This window comes from Escherichia sp. MOD1-EC5990 (assembly GCF_002965285.1).
Lineage (GTDB): Bacteria > Pseudomonadota > Gammaproteobacteria > Enterobacterales > Enterobacteriaceae > Escherichia > Escherichia coli_F.
In genome coordinates, this window is record NZ_PTRV01000007.1 from 198,761 (window position 1) to 224,819 (window position 26,059).

The window sequence follows — 26,059 nt, forward strand, 5'->3', positions numbered from 1 at the left end:
ATCAGTCCAGATTGACGTTACGGCAGCCAAAGAGTGTGGTGAAAATAAACCCACAAACCCATGCCACCAGAATCCCGCCAGCGTAAACCGCCATTGCCGGAAGGATGCCTTGCGCGGATGTCATCAGCGGCAGCGCCACCAGGCCAGACGGCCCAAAGGCGCTGTTTAAGCCCATCGGCAGGCCCCACCAGGCTATCAGGCCGATAAACAAACCGCCCGCCGCGCCACCTAAACAGGCGGTAACAAACGGTTTCATGCGGGGTAGGGTGACGCCGTAAATTAACGGTTCGCCAACGCCCAGCAGACCGGGAATAATTGCCCCGCGGACCTGACTGCGTAATGCACTGTGCGGTTGCGCCCGCCAGTAGAGCGCCAGCGCCGCACCCACCTGGCCCGCGCCTGCCATTGAAAGGATGGGGAACAGGCTGTTGAATCCCTGGCTGTCCATTAACGCCAGGTAAACAGGAATAAAGCCCTGATGCACGCCAAACACCACGGCGATCAGGAATAGCCCTGCTAAAACTGCACAACCGAGCGGATTACTGTTCAGGTGCATAAACAGCCACGACATGCCTTCGAATAACCAGCCACCCAGCGGCATAATGATCAAATACGCCAGTGTGGCGGTGATCAGCAGAGTGATTAACGAGGTCAACAGCATGTCGAGATCGTCTGGCATAAAGCGGCGCACCATGCCTTCGATGCGGGCGCAGGCCCACGCGGCAATCAACACGCCGATAATATTGCCGCGCGGATCGATAGGCAGACCAAAGAAATCGTGAAAACCGGCGTAGTAACCGGTGGTGGCAGCAGGGTTATAACCGAGCAAAAAGAGCGCGGCGATAATTGCGCCATTGACGCCCGTGCCGCCAAATGCCTGGGCAGCGTTATAGCCCACCAGAATCACCAGGAAAGTGAACAAACCTTTGCTGAACACCTTCATAAAATTCAGCGCATCGGGTAGCGTTCCCTGAGCATCTGCCGGAACGTGCATCACGGTGGCAATTAACGTCGCTATCCCCAGCAACAGACCCGCAGCAATAAAACCGGGGATCAGCGGCGTGAAGATAGTGGCGAATTTGGCAAGAAACTGTTGCACTCCGGAGGTTTGTTTGGCTTTTAACTGGCGTTTATTCTGAGCGGCGATTTCTGCGGCATCCTGTACCGGGGCTTCGCCCAGCAGTTCGCTCATCGCTTTGGCGGCACGATGCGCTTTACCTGGTCCAAAAACGACCTGTACCTGATCGCTGGTCAAAATGACGCCCTTCACGCCTTCCAGCGTTTTGATATTGGGATCAACCAGTGAACTGTCATGTACACCCAGACGCAGGCGCGTCATACAGTTACCACAACTGGCGATATTCCCCGGTCCTCCGACACGGGTAAGGATGGTGTTCAGAAGTTCACTGCTGATCTCTTTGGCCATGGGTTATTCCTTGTCTAAAACCTGACGAATAAAGCCGCCGTGTTGATCCAGGCGTTTTTTAGCTTCTGCGGCATCGAGATTTTTCAGCACCATCACAATGGCCGTTTTGCAGTTGCGCTCGCAGGCAATTAACGCCGCTTCCGCTTGTTCGGCGTTACATCCGGTGGCGTTTTTAACGATATTGACCTGGCGCACATGCAATTTTTCGTTGGTGGCGACCACATCGACCATCAGGTTGCCGAACACTTTGCCGGATTTAATCATCAGCCCGGTAGAGAGCATATTGAGCACCAGTTTCTGCGCTGTGCCTGCTTTCATTCGCGAAGAACCGGTAACCACTTCGGCACCAACCACCGGAGTAATAGCAAACTCAGCGGTGGTTGAAACGGCGCTCCCCGGATTACAGGAAATGCCCACTGTGCGGCAACCGAGTTGGCGTGCGTATTCCAGCCCGGCAATCACATACGGAGTGCGACCACTGGCAGCAATACCAACCACCACATCCTGTGCGGTTAAGCCGATATTTTTTAGATCGTTAACGCCACCTTCCCGGCTATCTTCTGCGCCTTCCACCGCGTGCTGAATGGCATATTCACCGCCAGCAATCAAACCAACCACCAGGCCCGGTTTGACGCCGTAGGTCGGCGGACATTCGCTGGCATCAAGAATACCCAGACGACCGGAAGTCCCCGCACCGATGTAAATCAGTCGACCGCCGCCGCTTACCTGGGCGTGGATAACATCGATCGCTGCGGCGATATCCGGCAGTACACGCTCAACGGCGAGTGGTACGGTTTTATCTTCATCGTTGATAATCCGGCACATTTCCAGCGTTGATACGCGGTCAATTTCAGCCGAAGCGGCGTTCGAGCCTTCGGTAATCATCTTTTCAAGTTGCATCGGTGGTGACCTTACTATTTACGATCAAATAATTGCAGATGGATGGAATCATATATCCCGAATTGACAGACTTAAAGGAATCATTGAGTCTACACTCGCAGAGTGTGAAGAGCGTCATAAGAACTTAAGCGGAATTTTTGCTGCCAGCCCAGGAGAGTGGAAGATGTTGTACCTGACGAAAATACGCAATGCAGAAAGTGAATTTACCGAGAACGAGCAAAAAATAGCTGACTTTCTGCAGGCTAAAGTGAGTGAGCTGAAATCCGTCTCTTCGCGCAAGATGGCGAAACAGCTCGGCATCAGCCAGTCGAGTATTGTGAAGTTTGCCCAAAAGCTCGGCGCGCAAGGATTTACTGAATTGCGTATGGCGTTAATTGGCGAATACAGTGCCAGCCGGGAGAAAACGAATGCCACGGCGCTGCACTTGCACAGTTCGATTACCAGTGACGATTCGCTGGAAGTGATTGCCCGTAAACTGAATCGCGAAAAAGAGCTGGCACTGGAGCAAACCTGCGCCTTACTCGATTACGCGCGGCTGCAAAAAATCATTGAGGTCATCAGTAAAGCGCCGTTTATCCAGATAACAGGCCTGGGCGGGTCGGCGCTGGTGGGGCGCGATCTTTCATTCAAACTGATGAAAATTGGTTATCGCGTGGCCTGTGAAGCCGACACGCACGTACAAGCTACCGTTTCCCAGGCGTTGAAAAAAGGTGATGTACAAATCGCTATCTCTTACAGCGGCAGTAAAAAAGAGATTTTGCTATGCGCCGAGGCAGCGCGAAAGCAGGGGGCAACGGTGATTGCCATTACTTCACTGACTGACTCTCCGCTGCGGCGGTTGGCACATTTCACCCTCGATACCGTTTCTGGTGAAACCGAATGGCGTAGCTCGTCGATGTCCACCCGCACGGCACAAAATTCGGTTACCGATTTACTGTTTGTTGGGCTGGTACAACTTAATGATGTCGAGTCATTGAAAATGATTGAGCGCAGCAGTGAGCTAACGCAACGCCTGAAATGATGCATAAAGCAGCGACTGGATTGAGATTTTCCTGAATTAGTGAGCTGATCCGCAGCAATATTTTGTTTATCCTGTATTTTCAGAGGGAATGGAGTGTAACGCTCTGTATTAACAAGGAGAGCATTAAAATGGGTAAACTCACGGGCAAGACAGCACTGATTACGGGCGCATTGCAGGGAATTGGCGAAGGAATTGCCAGAACTTTTGCGCGTCATGGCGCAAACCTAATCTTGCTGGATATCTCCCCTGAGATCGAAAAGCTGGCGGACGAACTGTGTGGTCGTGGTCATCGCTGTACGGCGGTTGTCGCCGATGTGCGTGACCCGACGTCGGTAGCCGCAGCTATCAAGCGCGCAAAGGAAAAAGAAGGGCGCATTGATATCCTGGTGAATAACGCAGGCGTTTGTCGTCTGGGCAGTTTCCTCGATATGAGCGATGAAGATCGCGATTTCCATATTGATATCAATATAAAAGGCGTATGGAACGTCACGAAGGCGGTGCTGCCGGAGATGATTGCCCGCAAAGATGGTCGCATTGTGATGATGTCTTCGGTCACTGGCGATATGGTGGCCGATCCGGGCGAAACGGCGTATGCCTTAACGAAAGCGGCGATTGTTGGCCTGACTAAATCGCTGGCGGTGGAGTACGCGCAGTCTGGTATTCGCGTTAACGCAATCTGCCCTGGATACGTTCGCACGCCAATGGCTGAAAGCATTGCCCGCCAGTCGAATCCGGAAGATCCAGAATCGGTGCTGACTGAAATGGCGAAAGCAATCCCGCTGCGTCGCCTCGCCGATCCGCTGGAAGTCGGCGAACTGGCGGCCTTCCTCGCATCCGATGAATCCAGCTATTTAACCGGTACACAGAATGTGATTGATGGCGGCAGCACACTGCCGGAGACGGTTAGCGTCGGCATCTGATTCACCTCTGTTTCCTCCCTGCATGTGTGGGGAGGATTTCGTCTTGAACTAAGTTCACCAGGCTATTTTATTTGTCATTTTGGCCCCGGGCAGTGCTCGAAATCCTCACGTACTATGTGTACGCTCCGGTTTCTCCGCGCTGTTCGTGTCCAAACTGACTGCAACAATTACGCCTGTTGAACCAAGTTCTTATTCCCTTTTCAACTTCCAAATCACCAAACGGTATATAAAACCGTTACTCCTTTCACGTCCGTTATAAATATGATGACTAATAGAAAGTCATTTAATTAATAAGGGTGCGCAATGGCCGTTAACTTACTGAAAAAGAACTCACTCGCGCTGGTCGCTTCTCTGCTGCTGGCGGGCCATGTACAGGCAACGGAACTGCTGAACAGTTCTTATGACGTCTCCCGCGAGCTCTTTGCCGCCCTGAATACCCCGTTTGAGCAACAATGGGCGAAAGATAACGGTGGCGACAAGCTAACGATTAAACAATCTCATGCCGGGTCATCAAAACAGGCGCTGGCGATTTTGCAGGGCTTAAAAGCAGACGTTGTCACTTATAACCAGGTGACCGACGTGCAGATCCTGCATGATAAAGGCAAGCTGATCCCGGCTGACTGGCAGTCGCGCCTGCCGAATAACAGCTCGCCGTTTTACTCCACCATGGGCTTCCTGGTGCGAAAGGGCAACCCGAAGAATATCCATGACTGGAACGATCTGGTGCGCTCCGACGTGAAGCTGATTTTCCCGAACCCAAAAACCTCCGGTAACGCGCGTTATACCTATCTGGCGGCATGGGGTGCAGCGGATAAAGCCGACGGTGGCGACAAAGCCAAAACCGAACAGTTTATGACTCAGTTCCTGAAAAACGTGGAAGTGTTCGATACCGGCGGTCGTGGCGCGACCACTACTTTTGCCGAGCGCGGGCTGGGCGATGTGCTGATTAGCTTCGAATCGGAAGTGAACAACATCCGCAAGCAGTATGAAGCGCAGGGCTTTGAAGTGGTGATTCCGAAAACCAACATTCTGGCGGAATTCCCGGTAGCGTGGGTCGATAAAAACGTGCAGGCCAACGGTACGGAAAAAGCGGCAAAAGCTTACCTGAACTGGCTCTACAGCCCACAGGCGCAAACGATCATTACCGATTATTACTACCGCGTGAATAACCCGGAAGTCATGGACAAACTGAAAGACAAATTCCCGCAGACCGAGCTGTTTCGCGTGGAAGATAAATTTGGCTCCTGGCCGGAAGTGATGAAAACCCACTTCAACAGCGGCGGCGAGTTAGACAAGCTGTTAGCGGCGGGGCGTAACTAATGTTTGCAGTTTCTTCCAGACGCGTGCTGCCGGGCTTTACCTTAAGCCTCGGCACCAGTCTGCTGTTTGTGTGCCTGATTTTGCTGCTGCCGCTCTCCGCACTGGTGATGCAACTGGCTCAGATGAGCTGGGCGCAGTACTGGGAGGTGATCACCAACCCGCAGGTGGTCGCGGCCTATAAAGTGACGCTGCTGTCGGCGTTTGTGGCATCGATTTTTAACGGCGTTTTCGGCCTGCTGATGGCGTGGATTTTAACCCGCTATCGCTTTCCGGGCCGCACGCTGCTTGATGCGCTGATGGATTTACCGTTTGCGCTACCAACGGCGGTAGCAGGTTTAACGCTGGCTTCGCTCTTTTCCGTGAACGGTTTTTACGGCGAGTGGCTGGCGAAGTTTGATATCAAAGTCACCTACACCTGGCTTGGTATCGCGGTGGCGATGGCCTTTACCAGCATTCCGTTTGTGGTGCGCACCGTGCAGCCGGTGCTGGAGGAGTTGGGCCCGGAATATGAAGAAGCGGCAGAAACGCTCGGCGCAACGCGCTGGCAGAGTTTCTGCAAAGTGGTGCTGCCGGAGCTTTCTCCGGCGCTGGTGGCGGGCGTGGCGCTGTCGTTTACCCGTAGTCTCGGTGAGTTTGGTGCGGTGATTTTTATCGCCGGGAACATCGCCTGGAAGACGGAAGTGACGTCGCTGATGATTTTTGTTCGCTTACAGGAGTTTGATTACCCGGCGGCGAGCGCAATTGCTTCGGTGATCCTCGCTGCATCCCTGCTGCTGCTGTTCTCAATTAACACTCTGCAAAGTCGCTTTGGTCGGCGTGTGGTAGGTCATTAATGGCGGAAGTGACACAGTTGAAGCGTTATGACGCGCGCCCGATTAACTGGGGCAAATGGTTTTTGATTGGCACCGGAATGCTGGTTTCGGCGTTCATCCTGCTGGTGCCGATGATTTACATTTTCGTGCAGGCATTCAGCAAAGGGCTGATGCCGGTTTTACAGAATCTGGCTGATCCGGACATGCTACATGCCATCTGGCTAACGGTGATGATTGCGCTGATTGCCGTCCCGGTAAACCTGGTGTTCGGGATTCTGCTGGCCTGGCTGGTGACGCGCTTTAACTTCCCCGGACGCCAGTTGCTGCTGACGCTGCTGGACATTCCGTTTGCTGTGTCGCCGGTGGTTGCCGGTCTGGTCTATCTGCTTTTCTACGGCTCTAACGGCCCGCTCGGCGGCTGGCTGGATGAACATAATCTGCAAATTATGTTCTCCTGGCCGGGAATGGTGCTGGTCACCATCTTCGTGACCTGTCCGTTTGTGGTGCGCGAGCTGGTGCCAGTGATGTTAAGCCAGGGCAGCCAGGAAGACGAAGCGGCGATTTTGCTTGGCGCGTCTGGCTGGCAGATGTTCCGGCGCGTCACGCTGCCGAACATCCGCTGGGCGCTGCTTTATGGCGTGGTGCTGACCAACGCCCGCGCGATTGGCGAGTTTGGTGCGGTGTCGGTGGTTTCCGGCTCGATTCGCGGCGAAACACTTTCGCTGCCGTTACAGATTGAATTGCTGGAGCAGGACTACAACACCGTCGGCTCCTTTACCGCCGCGGCGCTGTTGACGCTGATGGCGATTATCACCCTGTTTTTAAAGAGTATGTTGCAGTGGCGCCTGGAGAATCAGGAAAAACGCGCGCAACAGGAGGAACATCATGAGCATTGAGATTGCCAATATTAAGAAGTCGTTTGGTCGCACCCAGGTGCTGAACGATATCTCACTGGATATTCCTTCTGGTCAGATGGTCGCATTGCTGGGGCCGTCCGGTTCCGGGAAAACCACGCTGCTGCGGATTATCGCCGGGCTGGAGCATCAAACCAGCGGGCATATTCGTTTCCACGGCACCGACGTCAGCCGCCTGCATGCACGCGATCGTAAAGTCGGTTTCGTGTTTCAGCATTACGCGCTGTTCCGCCATATGACGGTGTTCGACAATATCGCCTTTGGCCTGACGGTGCTGCCGCGTCGCGAGCGCCCGAATGCCGCGGCGATCAAAGCGAAAGTGACAAAATTACTGGAAATGGTGCAGCTTGCCCATCTGGCGGATCGTTATCCGGCGCAGCTTTCCGGCGGTCAGAAACAGCGTGTGGCGCTGGCGCGCGCGCTGGCTGTCGAACCGCAAATTCTGCTGCTTGATGAACCGTTTGGCGCGCTGGATGCGCAGGTGCGTAAAGAGCTGCGTCGCTGGCTGCGTCAACTTCATGAAGAGCTGAAATTCACCAGTGTGTTCGTGACCCATGACCAGGAAGAGGCGATGGAAGTCGCCAACCGCGTAGTGGTGATGAGCCAGGGCAATATCGAACAGGCTGATGAACCCGATCAGGTCTGGCGCGAACCGGCGACCCGTTTTGTGCTGGAGTTTATGGGCGAAGTAAACCGCTTGCAGGGAACGATTCGCGGAGGGCAGTTCCACGTTGGCGCACATCGCTGGCCGCTGGGATATACCCCTGCGTACCAGGGGCCGGTGGATCTCTTCCTGCGCCCGTGGGAAGTGGATATCAGCCGCCGCACCAGCCTCGATTCGCCGCTGCCGGTACAGGTGCTGGAAGCCAGCCCGAAAGGCCACTACACCCAATTAGTCGTGCAGCCGCTGGGGTGGTATGAAGATCCGCTCACCGTGGTAATGCGTGGCGATGATGCGCCAGTGCGCGGCGATCGTTTGTTCGTCGGGCTGCAACATGCGCGGCTGTATAACGGCGACGAGCGTATTGAAACCCGCGATGAGGAACTTGCTCTCGCACAAAGCGCCTGATAGGTTGAGTGAATGTTAAACGCCCGGAGGCGCTTCCCGCGATCCGGGCTTTTTAATGGCAAGGTTTTGTAACCTGTAGGCCTGATAAGACGGTAAACGTCGCATCAGGCAACACCACGTATGGACAGAGATCGTGAGTACATTAGAACAAACAATAGGCAATACGCCTCTGGTGAAATTACAACGAATGGGGCCGGATAACGGCAGTGAAGTGTGGTTAAAGCTGGAAGGCAATAATCCAGCCGGTTCGGTGAAAGATCGTGCGGCGCTTTCGATGATCGTCGAGGCGGAAAAGCGCGGGGAAATTAAACCGGGTGATGTGTTAATCGAAGCCACCAGTGGTAACACCGGGATTGCGCTGGCAATGATTGCCGCGCTAAAAGGCTATCGCATGAAATTGCTGATGCCCGATAACATGAGCCAGGAGCGTCGCGCGGCGATGCGTGCCTACGGTGCGGAGCTGATTCTGGTCACCAAAGAGCAGGGCATGGAAGGCGCGCGCGATCTGGCGCTGGAAATGGCAAATCGTGGGGAAGGCAAGCTGCTCGATCAGTTCAACAATCCCGATAATCCCTATGCACATTACACCACCACCGGGCCGGAAATCTGGCAGCAAACCGGCGGTCGCATTACCCATTTTGTCTCCAGCATGGGGACGACCGGTACGATTACCGGTGTGTCGCGCTTTATGCGCGAGCAATCCAAATCGGTGACCATTGTCGGCCTGCAGCCGGAAGAGGGCAGCAGCATTCCCGGCATTCGTCGCTGGCCTGAGGAATATCTGCCAGGCATCTTCAACGCTTCGCTGGTGGATGAGGTGCTGGATATTCATCAGCGCGATGCGGAAAACACCATGCGCGAACTGGCAGTGCGGGAAGGGATTTTCTGCGGTGTAAGTTCCGGCGGCGCGGTTGCCGGAGCACTGCGGGTGGCAAAAGCCAACCCCGGCGCTGTAGTGGTGGCGATCATCTGCGATCGCGGCGATCGCTACCTTTCTACCGGGGTGTTTGGGGAAGAGCACTTTAGTCAGGGGGCGGGGATTTAAGATTATTGTGCAGGCACCGTTTTATCCGTCTGCGCAATTAACGCATGTAAAAAAGGTTGCGCGTTTTCATCGCTCTTACCGGGCATCTTCACGATATACGGCTTCCCGGTAATCGATGATGACGAAGCAACCTTATCAATAAATTGCTCAGCAGTATCAATACGATTACGGGTATTGCCCAGCTTCAGACGCAAATGGGAAACCGCTTCATCGCAGGTATGTTCATCGCCGTTGCGCACAAATATCAAATCCTTTTTCTGTGCTAATCCCTCCAGCATGGCGTTGATGCGGGCTTCTTCGTGGGCGGTTAACTTCGCGTAAGCGGGGAGTGTCATTAGCAGCGTAATGACCAGACAAATGATTTTCTTCATTGAATTACCTTATCCTTGTTTTGTGATAGCCGATTTGACTGCCAGAATCAGGTAAAGTTTCGGTTGGAATACGATGAGGATCATCGGCAAGGAGAAAAAATTAAATGAGTAGTTTGTTGTTGTTTAACGATAAGAGCAGGGCATTGCAGGCGGATATCGTCGCCGTGCAGTCGCAGGTAGTGTACGGCAGCGTAGGCAACAGCATTGCCGTGCCTGCTATCAAACAGAACGGCCTGAATGTCTTTGCCGTGCCGACGGTATTGCTGAGCAATACGCCGCATTATGACACTTTCTACGGTGGTGCGATTCCGGACGAATGGTTTAGCGGTTATTTGCGTGCGCTTCAGGAGCGTGATGCGCTGCGCCAGCTGCGCGCTGTCACCACGGGCTATATGGGAACGGCATCGCAAATCAAAATCCTTGCCGAGTGGCTGACTGCGCTACGCAAAGACCATCCTGACTTATTGATTATGGTCGATCCGGTGATTGGCGATATTGATAGCGGAATTTATGTCAAACCTGACCTTCCTGAGGCATACCGACAATATTTACTGCCTCTGGCGCAGGGTATTACGCCTAATATCTTTGAGCTGGAAATCCTGACCGGTAAAGATTGCCGCGATCTCGACAGCGCCATTGCTGCCGCAAAAAGTCTGCTTTCAGACACATTAAAATGGGTGGTGATTACCAGTGCCTCCGGTAACGAAGAAAATCAGGAGATGCAGGTGGTGGTGGTCAGTGCCGACAGCGTGAATGTCATTTCCCATTCTCGGGTAAAGACGGATCTTAAAGGAACAGGCGATCTGTTTTGCGCCCAGCTTATCAGTGGCTTGTTGAAAGGTAAGGAATTAACTGACGCGGTACATAGCGCGGGATTACGCGTGCTGGAGGTGATGCGCTATACCCAGCAGCATGGTAGTGATGAATTGATTTTGCCGCCGCTGACTGAAGCATAAAAAAATGGCGCCGATGGGCGCCATTTTTCACTGCGGCAAGAATTACTTCTTGATGCGGATAACCGGGGTTTCACCCACAGTCACGCTACCGGACAGTTTGATCAGTTCTTTGATTTCGTCCATGTTGGAGATAACAACCGGAGTCAGGGTAGACTTGGCTTTCTCTTCCAGCAGCGGCAGATCGAATTCAATCACGGTATCACCAACTTTCACGCGCTGACCTTCTTCAGCAATACGCTTGAAGCCTTCGCCTTTCAGTTCAACGGTGTCGATACCGAAGTGGACGAACAGTTCAACGCCGCTATCAGATTCGATAGAGAACGCGTGGTTGGTCTCAAAGATTTTACCAATGGTGCCGTCTACAGGCGCGACCATTTTGTTACCAGTTGGTTTGATAGCAATACCATCACCAACGATTTTTTCCGCAAAAACGACATCCGGCACGTCTTCGATATTGACGATCTCGCCAGAGAGCGGAGCAATGATCTCAATAGTTCCGGTATCCTTCTTGTCGTCGGAAACCAGAGATTTCAGTTTATCGAACAAACCCATGATCTTCTCCTAAGCAGTAAATTGGGCCGCATCTCGTGGATTAGCAGATTGTTTTTTCTTCAATGAACTTGTTAACCAGCGTCATTAACTCGTCCGTTGTCGGTTGAGCAAGAGCCTGCTCTGCTAACACCTTCGCATCTTCGAAGTTCGTGTTACGGATAATCTTCTTAATGCGCGGGATAGAAATGGCGCTCATAGAGAATTCGTCCAGACCCATCCCCAGCAACAGAAGTGTAGCACGTTCATCGCCAGCAAGCTCACCACACATGCCAGTCCATTTGCCTTCAGCATGAGAAGCATCAATAACTTGCTTGATCAAGTTCAGCACGGACGGTGACATTGGCTGGTAAAGGTGTGAAATCATATCATTACCACGGTCAACTGCCAGAGTGTACTGCGTTAAATCATTGGTGCCGATACTAAAGAAATCAACTTCTTTGGCTAAATGACGTGCAATTGTTGCGGCAGCCGGTGTTTCCACCATTACGCCGATTTCAATTGACTCGTCAAACGCTTTACCTTCGTCGCGCAGTTCCTGTTTGTAGATTTCGATCTCTTTGCGCAGTGCACGCACTTCTTCAACAGAGATGATCATCGGGAACATGATGCGCAATTTACCGAAAGCAGAGGCACGCAGGATAGCGCGGAGCTGATCGCGCAGGATCTCTTTACGATCCATCGCGATACGGATAGCGCGCCAGCCGAGGAACGGGTTCTCTTCTTTCGGGAAGTTCATGTATGGCAGCTCTTTGTCGCCGCCGATGTCCATGGTACGAACGATAACCGCTTGTGAGCCACACGCTTCAGCTACTGCTTTGTAAGCAGCAAACTGTTCTTCTTCAGTGGGCAGCGCGTCGCGGTCCATGAACAGGAACTCAGTACGATAAAGACCAACGCCTTCAGCGCCGTTACGCTCAGCACCTTCAACGTCACGAACCGTACCGATGTTAGCGCACACTTCTACCTGGTGACCGTCCAGCGTAATAGCTGGCAGATCTTTCAGTTTAGCAAGCTCTGCTTTTTCAGAAGCCACTTGCTCCTGAACAGCGCGCATTTTATCAATAACTTCGTTGGTTGGATTGACGTAAACCTGATTATTTACGGCATCCAGAATCAGATAGTCGTCATTTTTCACCTGAGAGGTGACGCTACCGGTACCCACGATAGCAGGCAGTTCCAGAGAACGCGCCATGATAGAGGTGTGGGAAGTACGGCCACCCGCGTCGGTGATGAAACCCAGCACCTTCTTCAGGTTCAGCTGTGCGGTTTCGGACGGCGTCAGATCAGCGGCAACCAGAATGACTTCATCCTGAATGGCGCTCAGGTCGATAATCTTCAGGCCCAGGATGTTGCGCAGCAGGCGCTTACCGATATCACGTACGTCAGCCGCACGTTCTTTCAGGTATTCATCATCCAGCTCTTCCAGGGCAGAAGCCTGACCTTCGATAACTTCATGAGCAGCTGCGTCAGCTGTCATGTGCTTATCTTTAATCAGGGCTATGATTTCCTGCTCCAGCTCCTCATCTTCGAGTAGCATAATATGCCCTTCAAAGATGGCTTCTTTTTCTTCACCGAACGTTTCACCAGCTTTCGTTTTGATCGTTTCCAGCTGGGCTGATGCCTTGGCACGACCGCTCAGAAAACGTTCAACTTCCTGATCAACCTGGTCGGCAGAAATTTTTTTCCGGTCAATGACAATTTCGTCTTCTTTCAGAAGCAGAGCTTTACCGAAAGCGATACCCGGGGATGCTAAAATGCCTGAAATCATAACCCTACCTTACTTGTGACTGATTTTTAAAAGAACCCGGGAAATTACTCGAGTTCCGCCATCAGTTTAACCAGATGTTCAACCGCTTTCTGTTCGTCTTCGCCTTCTGCGGAGATAGTCACAACGGTACCTTGAGTCAGGCCCAGAGTCTGCAGTTTAAACAGGCTTTTCGCGCTGGCGCTTTTGCCGTTGGAAGTCACAGTAATTTCAGAAGTGAAGCCCTTAGCTTCTTTTACAAACTGGGCAGCAGGGCGGGTGTGCAGACCGTTCGGAGCGGTAATGGTAACTTCTTGCTGGAACATTGTATTTCCCCAACTTATAGGTTTAGTGTTGTGGAACTAAAGTCTAGCCTGGCGGTTCGACTTTAGCCTGTATTGTTAGCGCCAGTTTTTAACAGACGCGACGCACGAAGAGCGCAATACAGTCCTTTGCTGGCGGGTGTTGACCGCTGACGTTTCGTACGTCATTAAACATTATGCCGCTAAAGGAAGAATTGAACCAAATCATAAAATCGATTCAGCTATGGCTTTTCCTGTAACGATTAATTTCGCGCATCAAAATAATTAGTCTGGTTAAATACCAGTTCCGACAGGCTGAATCAATGCCAGGAGGGGCGAAAGTTTGAAGCAGGCCACAAAAAAGCACCTGAAAAGGTGCTTTTTTACGCATTTTTAACAAGCTGGCATTACTGTTGCAATTCTTTCTCAGTGAAGAGATCGGCAAACAATGCGGTGCTTAAATAACGCTCACCCGATGACGGTAGAATAACCACAATATTCTTGTTGGTAAAGCTTTCATCTTCTTGTAGTTTCAACGCTGCAGCAACAGCCGCTCCAGAAGAGATACCTGCAAGAATACCTTCCTCTTCCATCAGACGACGCGCGGTAGAAATAGCTTCTTCATTGGTGATGCCAATGACTTTATCGACCAGTTTGAGATCAAGGTTAGCCGGGATAAAACCAGCGCCAATCCCCTGAATTTTATGCGGGCCAGGTTTAATCTCTTCACCTGCCAGCGCCTGGGCGATAACCGGAGAATCGGTTGGCTCCACGGCGACAGAGATGAGATCAGTCTTGCCTTTGGTGCCTTTAATGTAGCGGCTGACGCCGGTCAGCGTACCGCCAGTCCCAACACCAGCAATAAATACATCAACCTGACCGTCGGTATCTTCCCAGATCTCCGGACCGGTGGTTTTTTCGTGAATTTCAGGGTTTGCCGGATTGCTGAATTGTTGCAGCAGTAGGTATTTCTCTGGATTGCTGGCGACAATTTCTTCTGCTTTTTGGATTGCGCCTTTCATGCCTTTAGCACCTTCGGTCAGCACCAGGTTTGCACCTAACGCTTTCAGCAGCTTGCGGCGTTCAATACTCATGGTTTCTGGCATGGTCAGGGTGAGTTTGTAACCGCGAGCGGCAGCCACATAGGCCAGTGCAATCCCGGTATTACCGCTGGTTGGTTCAACCAGTTCAACGCCTGGTTTCAGCACGCCGCGCTTTTCGGCATCCCAAATCATGTTGGCACCGATACGGCACTTAACGCTGAAGCTGGGGTTACGGGATTCCACCTTCGCCAGAATGCGTCCGTTACCGATGCGATTCAGGCGAACCAGCGGCGTGTGACCGATAGTCAGCGAGTTATCTTCAAAAATCTTACTCATGGCCTGTCCTTAACTGTATGAAATTGGGATACAACAGGTAGCATACCCGCTCAGAGAATATGCGGAAGTAAGGATTTAGCATATCTATATGCAGAAGGGAAATAATGACATGCAAGATGGAATAAGGGGTGGCATAAGCCACCCCTGTTTCACACAAACGGTTTACAAAATAACCGGTAGATTGTTACCGCCACATCGCGTGTTTATCGCGATAGCAATCGACCCACATCGCCGTCGCGCCACAAACGGCAACGGGCATAATGAACAGATTAAGCAGCGGGATCATCGTAAACAGGCTGGTTAAAGCACCAAACTGCATATTGGTGATTTTGCGTGTGCGCAGGGCGGTGCGCATCTCTTTAAACGGCACTTTGTGGTTATCGAAGGGGTAATCGCAATACTGGATGGCTAACATCCAGGCGCTAAACAGGAACCACAGTACCGGTGCGACGGTTTGCCCAATGCCAGGGATGAAGTAAAGAATTAGCAATACAATTGCGCGCGGCAGATACCAGGCAAATTTTTGCCATTCGCGTTTCATGATTCGCGGCACATCTTTCATGATACCGAAAATTCCGGTATCTGGCGGTGTAGCGCCAGTCAGTCTTGCTTCCAGTTGTTCAGCCAATAAACCGTTGAACGGAGCAGCAATCCAGTTAGCAATCGTTGAGAAGAAATAGCCAAACACTAACAGCACAGAGATGACAGCCAGGGGCCACAACAGATAGCTCAGCCATTGTAACCAGTCCGGAACATAACTCATGAGAGTCGGGATCCAGACATCGAGTTGCGTAAAGAGCCACCAGAATGCGCCCCCCATCAACAAAATATTGACCAGCAGCGGTAAAATAACGAAACGCCGAATCCCAGGTTGCGAGACGAGCTTCCAGCCTTGCGCAAAATAGTAAAAACCGCTGCGTGGGGCAGATGTGAATGATGAAACCATAATCAGGATGAGCTCCTTTTGACCAATCCCAGGAAAATTCTGCGTATTTTACCGGGTAATTGCGCAATGGACAGTTAGGATATGTTCGAAAAAACAGCAAAAAGCACGATTTCATCTATCTTTGTGCTGTGAAAGTTAATAGTGCACTTGCACTTGAGGTAATCGGCAAATACTCTTAGTGAGTAAATGTTTGCCGTGGTGGCAAGGTGTTAGAACAACAGAGAATATAATGATGCAGGATTTGCGTCTGATATTAATCATTGTTGGCGCGATCGCCATAATCGCTTTACTGGTACATGGTTTCTGGACCAGCCGTAAAGAACGATCTTCTATGTTCCGCGATCGGCCATTAAAACGAATGAAGTCAAAACGTGACGACGATTCTTATGACGAGGATGTCGAAGATGATGAGGGCGTTGGTGAGGTTCGTGTTCACCGCGTGAATCATGCCCCGGCTAACGCCCAGGAGCATGAGGCTGCTCGTCCGTCGCCGCAACACCAGTACCAACCGCCTTATGCGTCTGCGCAGCCGCGTCAACCGGTCCAGCAGCCGCCTGAAGCGCAGGTACCGCCGCAACATGCTCCGCGTCCAACGCAGCCGGTGCAGCAACCCGTGCAGCAGCCTGCCTATCAGCCTCAGCCTGAACAGCCGTTGCAGCAGCCAGTTTCGCCACAGGTCGCGTCAGCGCCGCAGCCAGTGCATTCAGCGCCGCAACCGGCACAACAGGCTTTCCAGCCTGCAGAACCCGTAGCGGCACCACAGCCTGAGCCTGTCGCGGAACCGACTCCAGTTGTGGATAAGCCGAAGCGCAAAGAAGCAGTGATCATCATGAACGTCGCGGCGCATCACGGTAGCGAGCTAAACGGTGAACTGCTTCTTAACAGCATTCAACAAGCGGGCTTCATTTTTGGCGATATGAATATTTACCATCGTCATCTTAGCCCGGATGGCAGCGGCCCGGCGTTATTCAGCCTGGCGAATATGGTGAAACCGGGAACCTTCGATCCTGAAATGAAGGATTTCACTACTCCGGGTGTCACTATCTTTATGCAGGTACCGTCTTACGGTGACGAGCTGCAGAACTTTAAGCTGATGCTGCAATCTGCGCAGCATATTGCCGATGAAGTGGGCGGTGTAGTGCTTGACGATCAGCGCCGTATGATGACTCCGCAGAAATTGCGCGAGTACCAGGACATCATCCGCGAAGTCAAAGACGCCAACGCCTGATACACTTAAGGCAAATTAACTCCTCTTCGAACCCCCGCTTGTCGGGGGTTTTTAGCATTGATGGTGCGATATGGAATCAATCGAACAACAACTGACAGAACTGCGAACGACGCTTCGCCATCATGAATATCTTTATCATGTGATGGATGCGCCGGAAATTCCCGACGCTGAATATGACAGGCTGATGCGTGAACTGCGCGAGCTGGAAACCAAACATCCAGAGCTGATTACACCTGATTCACCTACCCAACGTGTAGGTGCTGCGCCGCTGGCGGCTTTCAGCCAGATCCGCCATGAAGTGCCCATGTTGTCGCTGGATAACGTCTTTGATGAAGAAAGCTTTCTTGCTTTCAACAAACGTGTGCAGGACCGTCTGAAAAGCAACGAGAAAGTCACCTGGTGCTGTGAGCTGAAGCTGGATGGTCTTGCCGTCAGCATTCTGTATGAAAATGGCGTTTTAGTCAGTGCAGCGACCCGTGGCGATGGCACTACCGGCGAAGACATTACATCAAACGTGCGTACTATTCGCGCCATTCCGCTGAAGCTTCACGGCGAGAATATCCCGGCGCGTCTGGAAGTGCGTGGTGAAGTGTTCCTGCCGCAGGCCGGCTTCGAAAAGATCAACGAAGATGCGCGACGCACAGGCGGGAAAGTGTTTGCTAACCCGCGTAATGCGGCTGCAGGTTCACTGCGTCAGCTTGATCCGCGTATTACAGCGAAGCGACCGCTCACTTTCTTCTGCTACGGCGTTGGTGTTCTGGAAGGTGGCGAGCTACCGGATACTCATCTTGGCCGTTTACTGCAATTTAAAAAGTGGGGATTACCGGTCAGCGATCGGGTAACGCTTTGTGAATCGGCGGAAGAGGTGCTGGCGTTCTACCACAAAGTGGAAGAAGACCGCCCGACGCTGGGCTTTGATATCGACGGCGTGGTAATTAAGGTCAACTCACTGGCACAGCAGGAACAGCTTGGCTTTGTCGCGCGTGCCCCGCGCTGGGCAGTAGCGTTTAAATTTCCGGCGCAGGAACAGATGACCTTTGTGCGTGACGTCGAGTTTCAGGTTGGGCGTACTGGCGCGATTACGCCTGTTGCGCGTCTTGAACCAGTCCATGTTGCTGGTGTGCTGGTGAGTAACGCCACACTGCATAATGCTGACGAAATCGAACGTCTTGGTTTACGCATTGGCGATAAAGTGGTGATTCGCCGCGCTGGCGACGTGATCCCGCAGGTGGTTAACGTCGTGCTTTCTGAACGCCCGGAAGATACCCGTGAGGTTGTATTCCCGACGCATTGTCCGGTATGTGGTTCTGACGTCGAGCGTGTGGAAGGTGAAGCGGTTGCCCGCTGTACCGGTGGCCTGATTTGCGGTGCTCAGCGTAAAGAGTCGCTGAAACACTTTGTTTCCCGCCGTGCGATGGACGTTGACGGTATGGGCGACAAAATCATCGATCAACTGGTTGAAAAAGAATATGTCCATACCCCGGCGGATCTGTTCAAACTCACCGCAGGCAAACTGACCGGACTGGAGCGCATGGGGCCGAAATCGGCACAAAACGTGGTTAACGCGCTGGAAAAAGCGAAAGAAACCACCTTTGCCCGCTTCCTCTATGCACTTGGCATCCGTGAAGTTGGCGAGGCTACCGCAGCAGGTCTGGCGGCATATTTCGGCACGCTGGAAGCGCTGGAAGCCGCGTCGATTGAAGAGCTGCAAAAGGTACCTGATGTTGGTATTGTCGTTGCCTCCCACGTTCACAACTTCTTTGCCGAAGAAAGCAACCGCAATGTCATCAGCGAGCTGTTGGCGGAAGGTGTTCACTGGCCTGAGCCGATCGTTATCAATGCGGAAGAGATTGACAGTCCGTTTGCTGGTAAAACCGTGGTGCTTACGGGCAGCTTAAGCCAGATGTCGCGTGATGACGCTAAAGCTCGATTGGTCGAACTGGGGGCGAAAGTCGCGGGCAGCGTGTCGAAGAAAACCGATCTGGTGATAGCGGGTGAAGCTGCAGGATCTAAACTGGCGAAGGCGCAGGAACTGGGCATTGAAGTCATCGACGAAACGGAAATGCTGCGTTTGCTGGGTAGCTGAGATGGAAAAAGAGCAGCTGATTGAAATAGCCAATACGATAATGCCGTTTGGCAAATACAAAGGGCGTCGCTTAATCGACCTGCCGGAGGAGTATCTTCTGTGGTTTGCCCGCAAAGATGAGTTCCCGGCAGGGAAGCTCGGTGAGCTAATGCAAATCACGCTGCTGATTAAAACCGAGGGGCTGACGCAACTGGTCCAGCCCCTGAAACGCCCACTTTAAGCTTTATCGGCGCTGCTTTCCTGCTGCGCCTGTAACTGTTCGGTCTGGCGTTTGTATCGACGCGCCAGCACCGCACAGACCATCAATTGGATCTGATGGAAAATCATCAGAGGCAGCACCATCATACCGATCACCGATGTGGGGAACAGAATGTTTGCCATCGGGATGCCATTTGCCAGACTCTTTTTCGAACCACAAAAGACGATAGTAATTTCATCTGCCTTATTGAAGCCCAGTCGGCGTGCCATAAAGACGTTAACTACAATCACGATAGCCAGAAGAACGCAGCTAACCACCACGATAAATAGCAATGATCCCCAGCCAACTTTATGCCAGATGCCGTTAACGACGGCTTCGCTGAACGCAGTATAAACCACCAACAGAATGGACGTCTGGTCAGTTTTCGCAATCCATTTTTTATTTCGTGATACCCAGTTGCCAATCCAAGGGCGAGAAAGATGTCCCAGCACAAATGGCAGCAACAGTTGCAGCATAATTTTACCGACCTGCTCAAGGCTGCCCCCTGCACCGTGAACATTCATCACCAGACCAACCAGCAATGGTGAAAGGAAAATCCCCAGCAGGCTGGATGCTGACGCAGAACAAACCGCCGCCGCGACGTTACCGCCCGCCATTGACGTGAAGGCGATTGCAGACTGCACGGTCGCGGGGAGAATGCACAAGTAGAGAAAACCGGAGTAGAGCATCGGGTCGACATTTACCGGTTTCCACCAGGCAAACAGCACGCCCAAAATTGGGAACAGCACGAAGGTGCTGCACATTACCCACAAATGCAGTCGCCAATGACCACCGCCTGCAATAATCGCCTCTCGCGATAACTTCGCGCCGTGCATAAAGAACAGCAGAGCAATGGCTGCGGTAGTCAGATTTTCAAAGAAGGGAACGAAATCGCCCCTGGCCGGAAAGAAAGAGGCCAGCAACACCACCGTGATCAGGGTTAAGGTGAAAGGATCGAGGATACGAAAAAGTTTCATAAAGACTCCAGATGATCGATGGTTCTATTGTGCTTCTTCCAGTTTGAGAAATAAAATTGATTTATTGCATCCATTCATGAAGAAAAAAGATGAATTATTCTTTAAAGCAATTAAAGGTTTTCGTCACAGTAGCGCAGGAGAAAAGTTTTAGTCGTGCAGGAGAGCGTATCGGCCTGAGCCAGTCGGCAGTGAGTCACAGTGTGAAGGAGCTGGAAAATCATACTGGTGTTCGCCTGCTGGACAGAACCACGCGTGAAGTGGTGCTTACAGATGCAGGGCAGCAGTTGGCTTTGCGTCTTGAGCGACTGCTGGATGAACTTAACAGCACGTTGCGCGATACCGGGCGTATGGGGCAACAACTGAGCGGAAAAGTTCGGGTCGCTGCCAGCCAGACCATTTCCGCGCATCTTATTCCGCAATGCATTGCTGAAAGCCATCGCCGCTATCCAGATATTCAGTTTGTCCTGCACGATCGTCCGCAGCAGTGGGTGATGGAAAGTATTCGCCAGGGAGATGTCGATTTTGGCATCGTCATCGATCCAGGCCCAGTGGGCGATCTGCAATGTGAAGCGATTCTTTCCGAGCCTTTCTTTCTGCTTTGCCATCGCGATAGCGCTTTGGCCGTGGAAGATTATGTACCCTGGCAAGCATTACAGGGAGCGAAATTGGTGTTGCAGGATTACGCGTCAGGCAGCCGACCGCTGATTGACGCAGCGCTGGCGCGCAATGGTATTCAGGCGAATATTGTGCAGGAGATTGGTCATCCGGCGACGCTGTTCCCGATGGTAGCCGCAGGCATCGGCATCAGTATTCTTCCCGCACTGGCGCTACCATTGCCTGAAGGTAGCCCGCTGGTGGTAAAGCGCATTACGCCGGTGGTTGAACGCCAGTTGATGCTGGTGCGCAGGAAGAACCGTTCACTTTCCACCGCCGCTGAAGCGTTATGGGACGTAGTACGAGACCAGGGCAATGCGCTAATGGCTGGGCGGGAAGGGGATCCGTTGTATCAGATATAGAGTGAATTCATACTGCCGGGAGCTCCGGCAGTAATCAATCAAAAATTAAATTTGATGGAGTAGATTATCGCATCCTGGTAAAAATCTTCGCCCAGTTTGTCATCCGCATAACGATACTGAATCCCTGTGGTGATGTGTGAAGTTGCATTCCACCAAAGTGCGACGGCACCATTCAGACCTTCTTTGCCGCCATTACCTGCCGCGTAGGTGGCATCACGATCAAACTCGTACTCGTTCCAGTTGGTGAGGGTGAATTTCTCACTGCCCAGCATAAAGCTGTAACCTGCAACCCAACCGGCGACATAACCGTTATCGCCGGTATAATAGGTTTGGTCTGTATAGCGTTTTGCAAAGAACGGTTTGAACCACCAACCGCTGCCGGTGAAATTGTAGCCGATCCCGTAAAGGAACATATCGTCATGGAAATTCACACGATTCGCAGAACCGTAGGTGCCATACGCATGCAAGTAGAGATTAAATCCGGTGTCACCCAGGTAAATACGGTTGGTATTTTTAAATGTATAACGCTGCTCGCTACCCTGTTTATCATGACGATCATTATAAAAGTTTTCCCAGTCGAAGAACCCGTACATTTCTCCCCAACTAAAGTTAGCGCCGCCTTCCAGTTCCAGATATCCAAAATCATCTTTGTGTGATTTGGTCGACGATTTCTCAGTGGTTCTGCTAGTCCAGTCAAGATAATGAATACCTATATCAGCAAAACCGCCTTTAAATTCTGCATGGGATACTGCTGGTATCGCCAATACAGAAGAGAGTGTCAGAGTAAAAAGATGTTTTTTCATAGCATAATTCCCTATGCCGATCGTTATTAGTTGATTGCTTAATAAAAAGGTTGATTAAAAGCGGCATATTGTTAATGCAAGGGAAAGGAGAGTACCAATACAGTTTTTTCAGCCTATTAATAGTGAAAAAATATAAATATATCGATATCGAATAACTATCGGATACATGAAAAAAGTGTATTGGTATGAGGTAGGGCAATCTCGTTATAAAAAGGCGTTAGATTCCACCCTACAAAAAAAGGATATATATGTATCAGGCTCAGTTTTCTCATAACCCACTGTATTGCGTAGATATTATCAAGACTTATAAACCTGATTTCACGCCACGAGTGGCCTTTATTTTAGGTTCCGGGCTGGGCGCGCTGGCCGATCAGATTGAGAACGCGGTCGCAATTTCCTACGAAAAGCTGCCTGGGTTCCCGGTAAGTACCGTACACGGTCATGCGGGTGAGCTGGTGCTGGGTTATCTCCAGGGGGTGCCAGTGGCGTGCATGAAAGGTCGCGGACATTTCTACGAAGGTCGTGGGATGACCATCATGACGGATGCAATCCGTACCTTTAAGTTGCTGGGCTGCGAGTTGCTGTTCTGCACCAATGCGGCTGGCTCACTGCGTCCTGAAGTGGGGGCCGGCAGTCTGGTCGCATTGAAAGATCACATCAACACCATGCCGGGAACGCCGATGGTGGGTCTTAATGATGAACGTTTTGGTGAGCGCTTCTTCTCGCTGGCGAATGCCTACGATGCGGAATACCGCGCACTGTTACAAAAAGTGGCGAAAGAAGAGGGGTTCCCTCTGACGGAGGGCGTGTTCGTCTCGTATCCGGGGCCGAATTTCGAGACTGCGGCGGAAATTCGCATGATGCAAATTATTGGTGGGGATGTTGTTGGTATGTCTGTGGTGCCTGAGGTTATTTCAGCTCGCCATTGCGAACTTAAAGTCGTTGCGGTCTCTGCGATTACCAACATGGCGGAAGGTCTGAGTGACGTGAAGCTTTCTCATGCCCAAACGCTGGCAGCAGCGGAACTCTCAAAGCAAAACTTTATTAATATTATTTGCGGCTTTCTGCGCAAAATTGCCTGAGTAAAACAACAATAAACGGCCTCACTGAGTGAGGCCATATGATGCGACAAGGAAACGATTATGAGCATCGCTTTGCGCTTAAAGGTAATGTCTTTTTTGCAATATTTTATCTGGGGGAGCTGGCTGGTTACCCTCGGTTCTTACATGATTAATACCCTTCATTTCACCGGCGCTAATGTTGGCATGGTTTACAGTTCCAAAGGGATCGCCGCGATTATTATGCCTGGTATAATGGGGATCATCGCAGACAAATGGCTGCGTGCAGAACGTGCATACATGCTGTGTCACCTGGTGTGTGCAGGCGTACTTTTTTATGCGGCATCCGTAACTGATCCGGATATGATGTTTTGGGTGATGTTAGTCAATGCGATGGCGTTTATGCCGACTATTGCGTTATCGAACAGCGTCTCTTATTCCTGTCTTGCCCAGGCAGGGCTTGACCCGGTGACCGCTTTCCCGCCCATTCGCGTTTTTGGTACGGTGGGGTTCATTGTCGCCATGTGGGCAGTAAGCCTGCTGCATCTGGAATTGAGTAGTCTGCAACTGTATATCGCGTCCGGTGCGTCATTGCTGCTGTCGGCTTATGCGCTGACTTTGCCGAAGATTCCGGTTGCGGAGAAAAAAGCGACTACATCGCTTGCCAGCAAGCTGGGTCTGGATGCCTTCGTGCTGTTTAAAAATCCACGCATGGCTATCTTTTTCCTCTTCGCCATGATGCTGGGTGCGGTGCTGCAAATTACCAACGTTTTTGGCAACCCGTTCCTGCATGATTTCGCCCGTAATCCTGAGTTTGCTGATAGCTTCGTGGTGAAATATCCGTCCATTTTACTGTCAGTTTCACAGATGGCTGAAGTCGGTTTCATTCTGACGATACCGTTCTTTTTGAAGCGTTTCGGTATTAAAACCGTCATGCTGATGAGTATGGTGGCGTGGACGCTGCGCTTTGGCTTCTTTGCCTATGGCGATCCATCACCAACCGGGTTTATTTTGCTGTTGCTGTCGATGATTGTTTACGGTTGTGCATTCGATTTCTTCAATATTTCTGGTTCGGTCTTTGTCGAACAGGAAGTTGATTCCAGCATTCGTGCCAGCGCCCAGGGCCTTTTTATGACGATGGTAAATGGCGTCGGCGCATGGGTTGGCTCGATTCTGAGCGGTATGGCAGTGGATTACTTCTCGGTGGATGGCGTAAAAGATTGGCATACCATTTGGCTGATGTTTGCAGGGTATGCTCTTTTCCTCGCAGTGATATTTTTCTTTGGGTTTAAATATAACCATGACCCTGAAAAGATAACGCATCGTTCAGTTACACATTAAAAGGATTCGCAGCTCTGTTCCTTGGGGCTGCTTTTATGATAAAGGTTAATTAGTGAAAGATATTTTATTTTCTTCTGGCGTTGGTTTTGGCATTGGTGCTTTGTTTACAATCGTGCGATTACCTATTCCTGTTCCAAATGTATTGCCGGGTATATTATCCATCGTGTTTATGTATGTCGGATATCTGGTGGTGAAATACTTTATGCCATGATAATTTAATACGATGTATTTTTTATATGGAGCACTTAATTATGGAACGCGTATATAGAACAGATCTTAAGTTGCTCCGTTATTTTCTTGCCGTAGCGGAAGAGTTGCATTTTGGTCGCGCAGCAGCGCGTTTAAATATGTCTCAGCCTCCGCTCAGTATTCATATTAAAGAGCTGGAAAATCAACTCGGCACGCAGCTTTTTATTCGCCATTCGCGCAGCGTCGTACTGACACACGCGGGCAAAATCTTGATGGAAGAATCGCGTCGATTGCTGGTGAATGCAAATAATATATTGGCTCGGGTTGAACAAATAGGTCGGGGAGAAGCAGGGCGGATTGAACTCGGGGTTGTGGGAACGGCAATGTGGGGACGGATGCGCCCGGTTATGCGGCGATTCCTTAGAGAAAATCCTAACGTTGAAGTTCTGTTTCGCGAAAAGATGCCCGCGATGCAAATGGCCTTGCTGGAACGCCGCGAACTTGATGCCGGGATCTGGCGAATGGCGACAGAACCACCGACTGGTTTTACCAGCTTACGGTTGCATGAATCGGCGTTTCTGGTGGCGATGCCTGAAGAGCATCATCTCTCATCATTTTCCACCGTCCCGCTGGAAGCGCTACGTGACGAGTATTTCGTTACAATGCCGCCCGTGTACACTGACTGGGATTTTTTGCAGCGAGTTTGCCAGCAGGTGGGATTTTCACCGGTTGTTATTCGCGAAGTTAATGAACCGCAAACGGTACTCGCCATGGTCAGTATGGGTATTGGTATCACATTGATAGCGGACAGCTACGCGCAGATGAACTGGCCCGGTGTCATATTCCGTCCGCTCAAAGAACGCATCCCGGCAGACTTATATATTGTTTATGAAACGCAGCAGGTGACGCCCGCGCTGGTTAAACTGCTGGCGGCGTTGGCGCAGTAGATGAGAGGCACGGGAACTGCCGGACATAGTTGGTCTGATAAGCGAAGCGCATCAGGCAATTTCGCAAATTGCAGATAGCAAAAAAGCGCCTTTAGGGCGCTTTTTTACATTGGTGGGTCGTGCAGGATGACTCGCTTCGCTCGCCCTTCGGGCCGTCGCCGCGAGCGGCTCCGTTGTTTCGCTGCGCTCAACTCGAACCTGCTGCAGGTTCGAATCTTTGAGTATCGCAGATAGCAAAAAAGCGCCTTTAGGGCGCTTTTTTACATTGGTGGGTCGTGCAGGATGACTCGCTTCGCTCGCCCTTCGGGCCGTCGCCGCGAGCGGCTCCGTTGTTTCGCTGCGCTCAACTCGAACCTGCTGCAGGTTCGAATCTTTGAGTATCGCAGATAGCAAAAAAGCGCCTTTAGGGCGCTTTTTTACATTGGTGGGTCGTGCAGGATTCGAACCTGCGACCAATTGATTAAAAGTCAACTGCTCTACCAACTGAGCTAACGACCCG

26 protein-coding genes, 1 tRNA gene and 2 other RNA genes are annotated in these 26,059 nt (G+C 51.5%); 16 read left to right on the forward strand and 13 right to left on the reverse strand.

Annotation, left to right across the window (positions count from 1 at the left end; all coding sequences use genetic code 11):
• Nucleotide 1: 1 nt before the first annotated feature.
• Complete coding sequence (murP, locus tag BEB42_RS11025; RefSeq protein ID WP_001040487.1) at nt 2-1,426, reverse strand: PTS N-acetylmuramic acid transporter subunit IIBC; 1,425 nt, start codon at nt 1,424-1,426, stop codon at nt 2-4.
• A gap of 3 nt (nt 1,427-1,429) precedes the next feature.
• A complete protein-coding gene (gene murQ / locus BEB42_RS11030) occupies nt 1,430-2,326 on the reverse strand; it encodes an N-acetylmuramic acid 6-phosphate etherase (protein ID WP_001175600.1) in 897 nt (298 codons plus the stop codon).
• A 163-nt stretch (nt 2,327-2,489) separates the two neighbouring features.
• Between murQ and murR the strand changes: the two genes are divergently transcribed.
• From murR to cysM, 7 genes are all read left to right on the forward strand, one after another.
• Nucleotides 2,490-3,347 carry an HTH-type transcriptional regulator MurR gene (gene murR, locus BEB42_RS11035; protein WP_000966432.1) on the forward strand — a complete coding sequence of 286 codons (858 nt, stop codon included), beginning with the start codon at nt 2,490-2,492 and terminating at the stop codon, nt 3,345-3,347.
• A gap of 128 nt (nt 3,348-3,475) precedes the next feature.
• Nucleotides 3,476-4,267, forward strand: a complete 792-nt coding sequence (gene ucpA, locus BEB42_RS11040; RefSeq protein ID WP_000517449.1) for an SDR family oxidoreductase UcpA — start codon at nt 3,476-3,478, stop codon at nt 4,265-4,267.
• Between the two features lie 303 nt (nt 4,268-4,570).
• The gene (cysP, locus tag BEB42_RS11050; RefSeq protein ID WP_000290253.1) at nt 4,571-5,587 is read left to right on the forward strand and encodes a thiosulfate/sulfate ABC transporter substrate-binding protein CysP; all 1,017 of its coding nucleotides are present in this window, start codon (nt 4,571-4,573) and stop codon (nt 5,585-5,587) included.
• Nucleotides 5,587-6,420 carry a sulfate/thiosulfate ABC transporter permease CysT gene (gene cysT / locus BEB42_RS11055; protein ID WP_000458406.1) on the forward strand — a complete coding sequence of 278 codons (834 nt, stop codon included), beginning with the start codon at nt 5,587-5,589 and terminating at the stop codon, nt 6,418-6,420. The genes cysP and cysT overlap by 1 nt, the downstream gene beginning before the upstream one ends.
• Nucleotides 6,420-7,295: a sulfate/thiosulfate ABC transporter permease CysW gene (gene cysW, locus BEB42_RS11060; RefSeq protein ID WP_000852696.1), complete on the forward strand. Its 876-nt coding sequence runs from the start codon at nt 6,420-6,422 to the stop codon at nt 7,293-7,295. Before cysT ends, cysW begins: the two co-directional genes overlap by 1 nt.
• A complete protein-coding gene (gene cysA, locus BEB42_RS11065) occupies nt 7,285-8,382 on the forward strand; it encodes a sulfate/thiosulfate ABC transporter ATP-binding protein CysA (RefSeq protein ID WP_000021028.1) in 1,098 nt (365 codons plus the stop codon). The genes cysW and cysA overlap by 11 nt, the downstream gene beginning before the upstream one ends.
• Nucleotides 8,383-8,515: 133 nt before the next feature.
• The gene (gene cysM / locus BEB42_RS11070; RefSeq protein WP_000105475.1) at nt 8,516-9,427 is read left to right on the forward strand and encodes a cysteine synthase B; all 912 of its coding nucleotides are present in this window, start codon (nt 8,516-8,518) and stop codon (nt 9,425-9,427) included.
• Between the two features lie 2 nt (nt 9,428-9,429).
• Here cysM and BEB42_RS11075 read toward each other — a convergent pair whose 3' ends face one another.
• On the reverse strand, nt 9,430-9,798 hold the full coding sequence (locus tag BEB42_RS11075) for a YfeK family protein (protein WP_000719945.1): 369 nt from the start codon (nt 9,796-9,798) through the stop codon (nt 9,430-9,432).
• A gap of 104 nt (nt 9,799-9,902) precedes the next feature.
• On the opposite strand from BEB42_RS11075, the gene pdxK reads away from it, so the two are divergent.
• Nucleotides 9,903-10,754 carry a pyridoxine/pyridoxal/pyridoxamine kinase gene (gene pdxK / locus BEB42_RS11080; protein ID WP_000096641.1) on the forward strand — a complete coding sequence of 284 codons (852 nt, stop codon included), beginning with the start codon at nt 9,903-9,905 and terminating at the stop codon, nt 10,752-10,754.
• A gap of 42 nt (nt 10,755-10,796) precedes the next feature.
• Here pdxK and crr read toward each other — a convergent pair whose 3' ends face one another.
• From crr to cysZ, 5 genes are all read right to left on the reverse strand, one after another.
• A complete protein-coding gene (gene crr, locus BEB42_RS11085; RefSeq protein WP_000522247.1) occupies nt 10,797-11,306 on the reverse strand; it encodes a PTS glucose transporter subunit IIA in 510 nt (169 codons plus the stop codon).
• 40 nt (nt 11,307-11,346) lie between these two features.
• Nucleotides 11,347-13,074 carry a phosphoenolpyruvate-protein phosphotransferase PtsI gene (gene ptsI, locus BEB42_RS11090; RefSeq protein WP_000623136.1) on the reverse strand — a complete coding sequence of 576 codons (1,728 nt, stop codon included), beginning with the start codon at nt 13,072-13,074 and terminating at the stop codon, nt 11,347-11,349.
• A 44-nt stretch (nt 13,075-13,118) separates the two neighbouring features.
• Complete coding sequence (gene ptsH / locus BEB42_RS11095; RefSeq protein ID WP_000487600.1) at nt 13,119-13,376, reverse strand: phosphocarrier protein Hpr; 258 nt, start codon at nt 13,374-13,376, stop codon at nt 13,119-13,121.
• 383 nt (nt 13,377-13,759) lie between these two features.
• A complete protein-coding gene (cysK, locus tag BEB42_RS11100; protein ID WP_000034402.1) occupies nt 13,760-14,731 on the reverse strand; it encodes a cysteine synthase A in 972 nt (323 codons plus the stop codon).
• Between the two features lie 184 nt (nt 14,732-14,915).
• Nucleotides 14,916-15,677: a sulfate transporter CysZ gene (gene cysZ / locus BEB42_RS11105; protein WP_000254839.1), complete on the reverse strand. Its 762-nt coding sequence runs from the start codon at nt 15,675-15,677 to the stop codon at nt 14,916-14,918.
• 229 nt (nt 15,678-15,906) lie between these two features.
• Here cysZ and zipA point away from each other — a divergent pair, with 229 nt between their 5' ends.
• The 3 genes from zipA (at nt 15,907) to BEB42_RS11120 (ending at nt 19,211) form a co-directional block, all read left to right on the forward strand.
• Nucleotides 15,907-16,905 carry a cell division protein ZipA gene (gene zipA / locus BEB42_RS11110; protein WP_001353054.1) on the forward strand — a complete coding sequence of 333 codons (999 nt, stop codon included), beginning with the start codon at nt 15,907-15,909 and terminating at the stop codon, nt 16,903-16,905.
• A 70-nt stretch (nt 16,906-16,975) separates the two neighbouring features.
• Nucleotides 16,976-18,991 (forward strand): NAD-dependent DNA ligase LigA, encoded by a 2,016-nt coding sequence (ligA, locus tag BEB42_RS11115; RefSeq protein ID WP_000443690.1) that lies wholly within the window; start codon nt 16,976-16,978, stop codon nt 18,989-18,991.
• Between the two features lies 1 nt (nt 18,992).
• Nucleotides 18,993-19,211: a DUF3820 family protein gene (locus tag BEB42_RS11120; protein ID WP_000410201.1), complete on the forward strand. Its 219-nt coding sequence runs from the start codon at nt 18,993-18,995 to the stop codon at nt 19,209-19,211.
• Here the strand turns inward: BEB42_RS11120 and BEB42_RS11125 are convergent.
• Entirely contained in the window at nt 19,208-20,206 is a 999-nt protein-coding gene (locus BEB42_RS11125; protein WP_000765612.1) for a bile acid:sodium symporter family protein, read from the reverse strand. The two genes, BEB42_RS11120 and BEB42_RS11125, sit on opposite strands and share 4 nt — an antisense overlap.
• 89 nt (nt 20,207-20,295) lie before the next feature.
• Here BEB42_RS11125 and BEB42_RS11130 point away from each other — a divergent pair, with 89 nt between their 5' ends.
• Nucleotides 20,296-21,222, forward strand: a complete 927-nt coding sequence (locus BEB42_RS11130) for a LysR family transcriptional regulator (protein ID WP_001109794.1) — start codon at nt 20,296-20,298, stop codon at nt 21,220-21,222.
• A 38-nt stretch (nt 21,223-21,260) separates the two neighbouring features.
• Here BEB42_RS11130 and BEB42_RS11135 read toward each other — a convergent pair whose 3' ends face one another.
• The gene (locus tag BEB42_RS11135; protein ID WP_000716371.1) at nt 21,261-22,025 is read right to left on the reverse strand and encodes a nucleoside-specific channel-forming Tsx family protein; all 765 of its coding nucleotides are present in this window, start codon (nt 22,023-22,025) and stop codon (nt 21,261-21,263) included.
• 248 nt (nt 22,026-22,273) lie between these two features.
• Here BEB42_RS11135 and xapA point away from each other — a divergent pair, with 248 nt between their 5' ends.
• The 4 genes from xapA to xapR are packed head-to-tail and all read left to right on the forward strand — an operon-like array spanning nt 22,274 to nt 25,560.
• Nucleotides 22,274-23,107 (forward strand): xanthosine phosphorylase, encoded by an 834-nt coding sequence (xapA, locus tag BEB42_RS11140; protein ID WP_021555600.1) that lies wholly within the window; start codon nt 22,274-22,276, stop codon nt 23,105-23,107.
• A 60-nt stretch (nt 23,108-23,167) separates the two neighbouring features.
• The gene (gene xapB, locus BEB42_RS11145; RefSeq protein ID WP_000020390.1) at nt 23,168-24,424 is read left to right on the forward strand and encodes a xanthosine/proton symporter XapB; all 1,257 of its coding nucleotides are present in this window, start codon (nt 23,168-23,170) and stop codon (nt 24,422-24,424) included.
• Between the two features lie 52 nt (nt 24,425-24,476).
• A complete protein-coding gene (locus BEB42_RS11150; protein WP_000651752.1) occupies nt 24,477-24,635 on the forward strand; it encodes a DUF1427 family protein in 159 nt (52 codons plus the stop codon).
• 40 nt (nt 24,636-24,675) lie between these two features.
• Nucleotides 24,676-25,560: a DNA-binding transcriptional regulator XapR gene (gene xapR, locus BEB42_RS11155; RefSeq protein WP_000442947.1), complete on the forward strand. Its 885-nt coding sequence runs from the start codon at nt 24,676-24,678 to the stop codon at nt 25,558-25,560.
• Between the two features lie 110 nt (nt 25,561-25,670).
• On the opposite strand, the gene BEB42_RS11160 is transcribed toward xapR, so the two are convergent.
• The 3 genes from BEB42_RS11160 to BEB42_RS11170 all read right to left on the reverse strand — a co-directional run bounded on the left by BEB42_RS11160 (nt 25,671) and on the right by BEB42_RS11170 (nt 26,058).
• Nucleotides 25,671-25,796, reverse strand: a non-coding RNA gene (locus BEB42_RS11160) — RtT sRNA.
• Nucleotides 25,797-25,826: 30 nt separating this feature from the next.
• Nucleotides 25,827-25,952: non-coding RNA, RtT sRNA (locus tag BEB42_RS11165), on the reverse strand.
• Nucleotides 25,953-25,982: 30 nt separating this feature from the next.
• Nucleotides 25,983-26,058: transfer RNA gene (locus BEB42_RS11170), tRNA-Lys, on the reverse strand.
• Nucleotide 26,059: the final 1 nt, after the last annotated feature.

Excerpts from the sequence above, each read along its gene's own strand:
- zipA (WP_001353054.1), top strand. The coding sequence starts at position 15,907 with ATGATGCAGGATTTGCGTCTGATATTAATCATTGTTGGCGCGATCGCC.
- cysK (WP_000034402.1), bottom strand. The coding sequence starts at position 14,731 with ATGAGTAAGATTTTTGAAGATAACTCGCTGACTATCGGTCACACGCCG.
- cysZ (WP_000254839.1), bottom strand. The coding sequence starts at position 15,677 with ATGGTTTCATCATTCACATCTGCCCCACGCAGCGGTTTTTACTATTTT.
- ptsH (WP_000487600.1), bottom strand. The coding sequence starts at position 13,376 with ATGTTCCAGCAAGAAGTTACCATTACCGCTCCGAACGGTCTGCACACC.
- xapR (WP_000442947.1), top strand. The coding sequence starts at position 24,676 with ATGGAACGCGTATATAGAACAGATCTTAAGTTGCTCCGTTATTTTCTT.
- xapA (WP_021555600.1), top strand. The coding sequence starts at position 22,274 with ATGTATCAGGCTCAGTTTTCTCATAACCCACTGTATTGCGTAGATATT.
- crr (WP_000522247.1), bottom strand. The coding sequence starts at position 11,306 with ATGGGTTTGTTCGATAAACTGAAATCTCTGGTTTCCGACGACAAGAAG.
- cysT (WP_000458406.1), top strand. The coding sequence starts at position 5,587 with ATGTTTGCAGTTTCTTCCAGACGCGTGCTGCCGGGCTTTACCTTAAGC.
- BEB42_RS11125 (WP_000765612.1), bottom strand. The coding sequence starts at position 20,206 with ATGAAACTTTTTCGTATCCTCGATCCTTTCACCTTAACCCTGATCACG.
- murP (WP_001040487.1), bottom strand. The coding sequence starts at position 1,426 with ATGGCCAAAGAGATCAGCAGTGAACTTCTGAACACCATCCTTACCCGT.
- ucpA (WP_000517449.1), top strand. The coding sequence starts at position 3,476 with ATGGGTAAACTCACGGGCAAGACAGCACTGATTACGGGCGCATTGCAG.
- cysP (WP_000290253.1), top strand. The coding sequence starts at position 4,571 with ATGGCCGTTAACTTACTGAAAAAGAACTCACTCGCGCTGGTCGCTTCT.
- ptsI (WP_000623136.1), bottom strand. The coding sequence starts at position 13,074 with ATGATTTCAGGCATTTTAGCATCCCCGGGTATCGCTTTCGGTAAAGCT.
- cysA (WP_000021028.1), top strand. The coding sequence starts at position 7,285 with ATGAGCATTGAGATTGCCAATATTAAGAAGTCGTTTGGTCGCACCCAG.
- ligA (WP_000443690.1), top strand. The coding sequence starts at position 16,976 with ATGGAATCAATCGAACAACAACTGACAGAACTGCGAACGACGCTTCGC.
- pdxK (WP_000096641.1), top strand. The coding sequence starts at position 9,903 with ATGAGTAGTTTGTTGTTGTTTAACGATAAGAGCAGGGCATTGCAGGCG.
- BEB42_RS11075 (WP_000719945.1), bottom strand. The coding sequence starts at position 9,798 with ATGAAGAAAATCATTTGTCTGGTCATTACGCTGCTAATGACACTCCCC.
- BEB42_RS11135 (WP_000716371.1), bottom strand. The coding sequence starts at position 22,025 with ATGAAAAAACATCTTTTTACTCTGACACTCTCTTCTGTATTGGCGATA.
- BEB42_RS11130 (WP_001109794.1), top strand. The coding sequence starts at position 20,296 with ATGAATTATTCTTTAAAGCAATTAAAGGTTTTCGTCACAGTAGCGCAG.
- cysW (WP_000852696.1), top strand. The coding sequence starts at position 6,420 with ATGGCGGAAGTGACACAGTTGAAGCGTTATGACGCGCGCCCGATTAAC.
- xapB (WP_000020390.1), top strand. The coding sequence starts at position 23,168 with ATGAGCATCGCTTTGCGCTTAAAGGTAATGTCTTTTTTGCAATATTTT.
- murR (WP_000966432.1), top strand. The coding sequence starts at position 2,490 with ATGTTGTACCTGACGAAAATACGCAATGCAGAAAGTGAATTTACCGAG.
- murQ (WP_001175600.1), bottom strand. The coding sequence starts at position 2,326 with ATGCAACTTGAAAAGATGATTACCGAAGGCTCGAACGCCGCTTCGGCT.
- BEB42_RS11120 (WP_000410201.1), top strand. The coding sequence starts at position 18,993 with ATGGAAAAAGAGCAGCTGATTGAAATAGCCAATACGATAATGCCGTTT.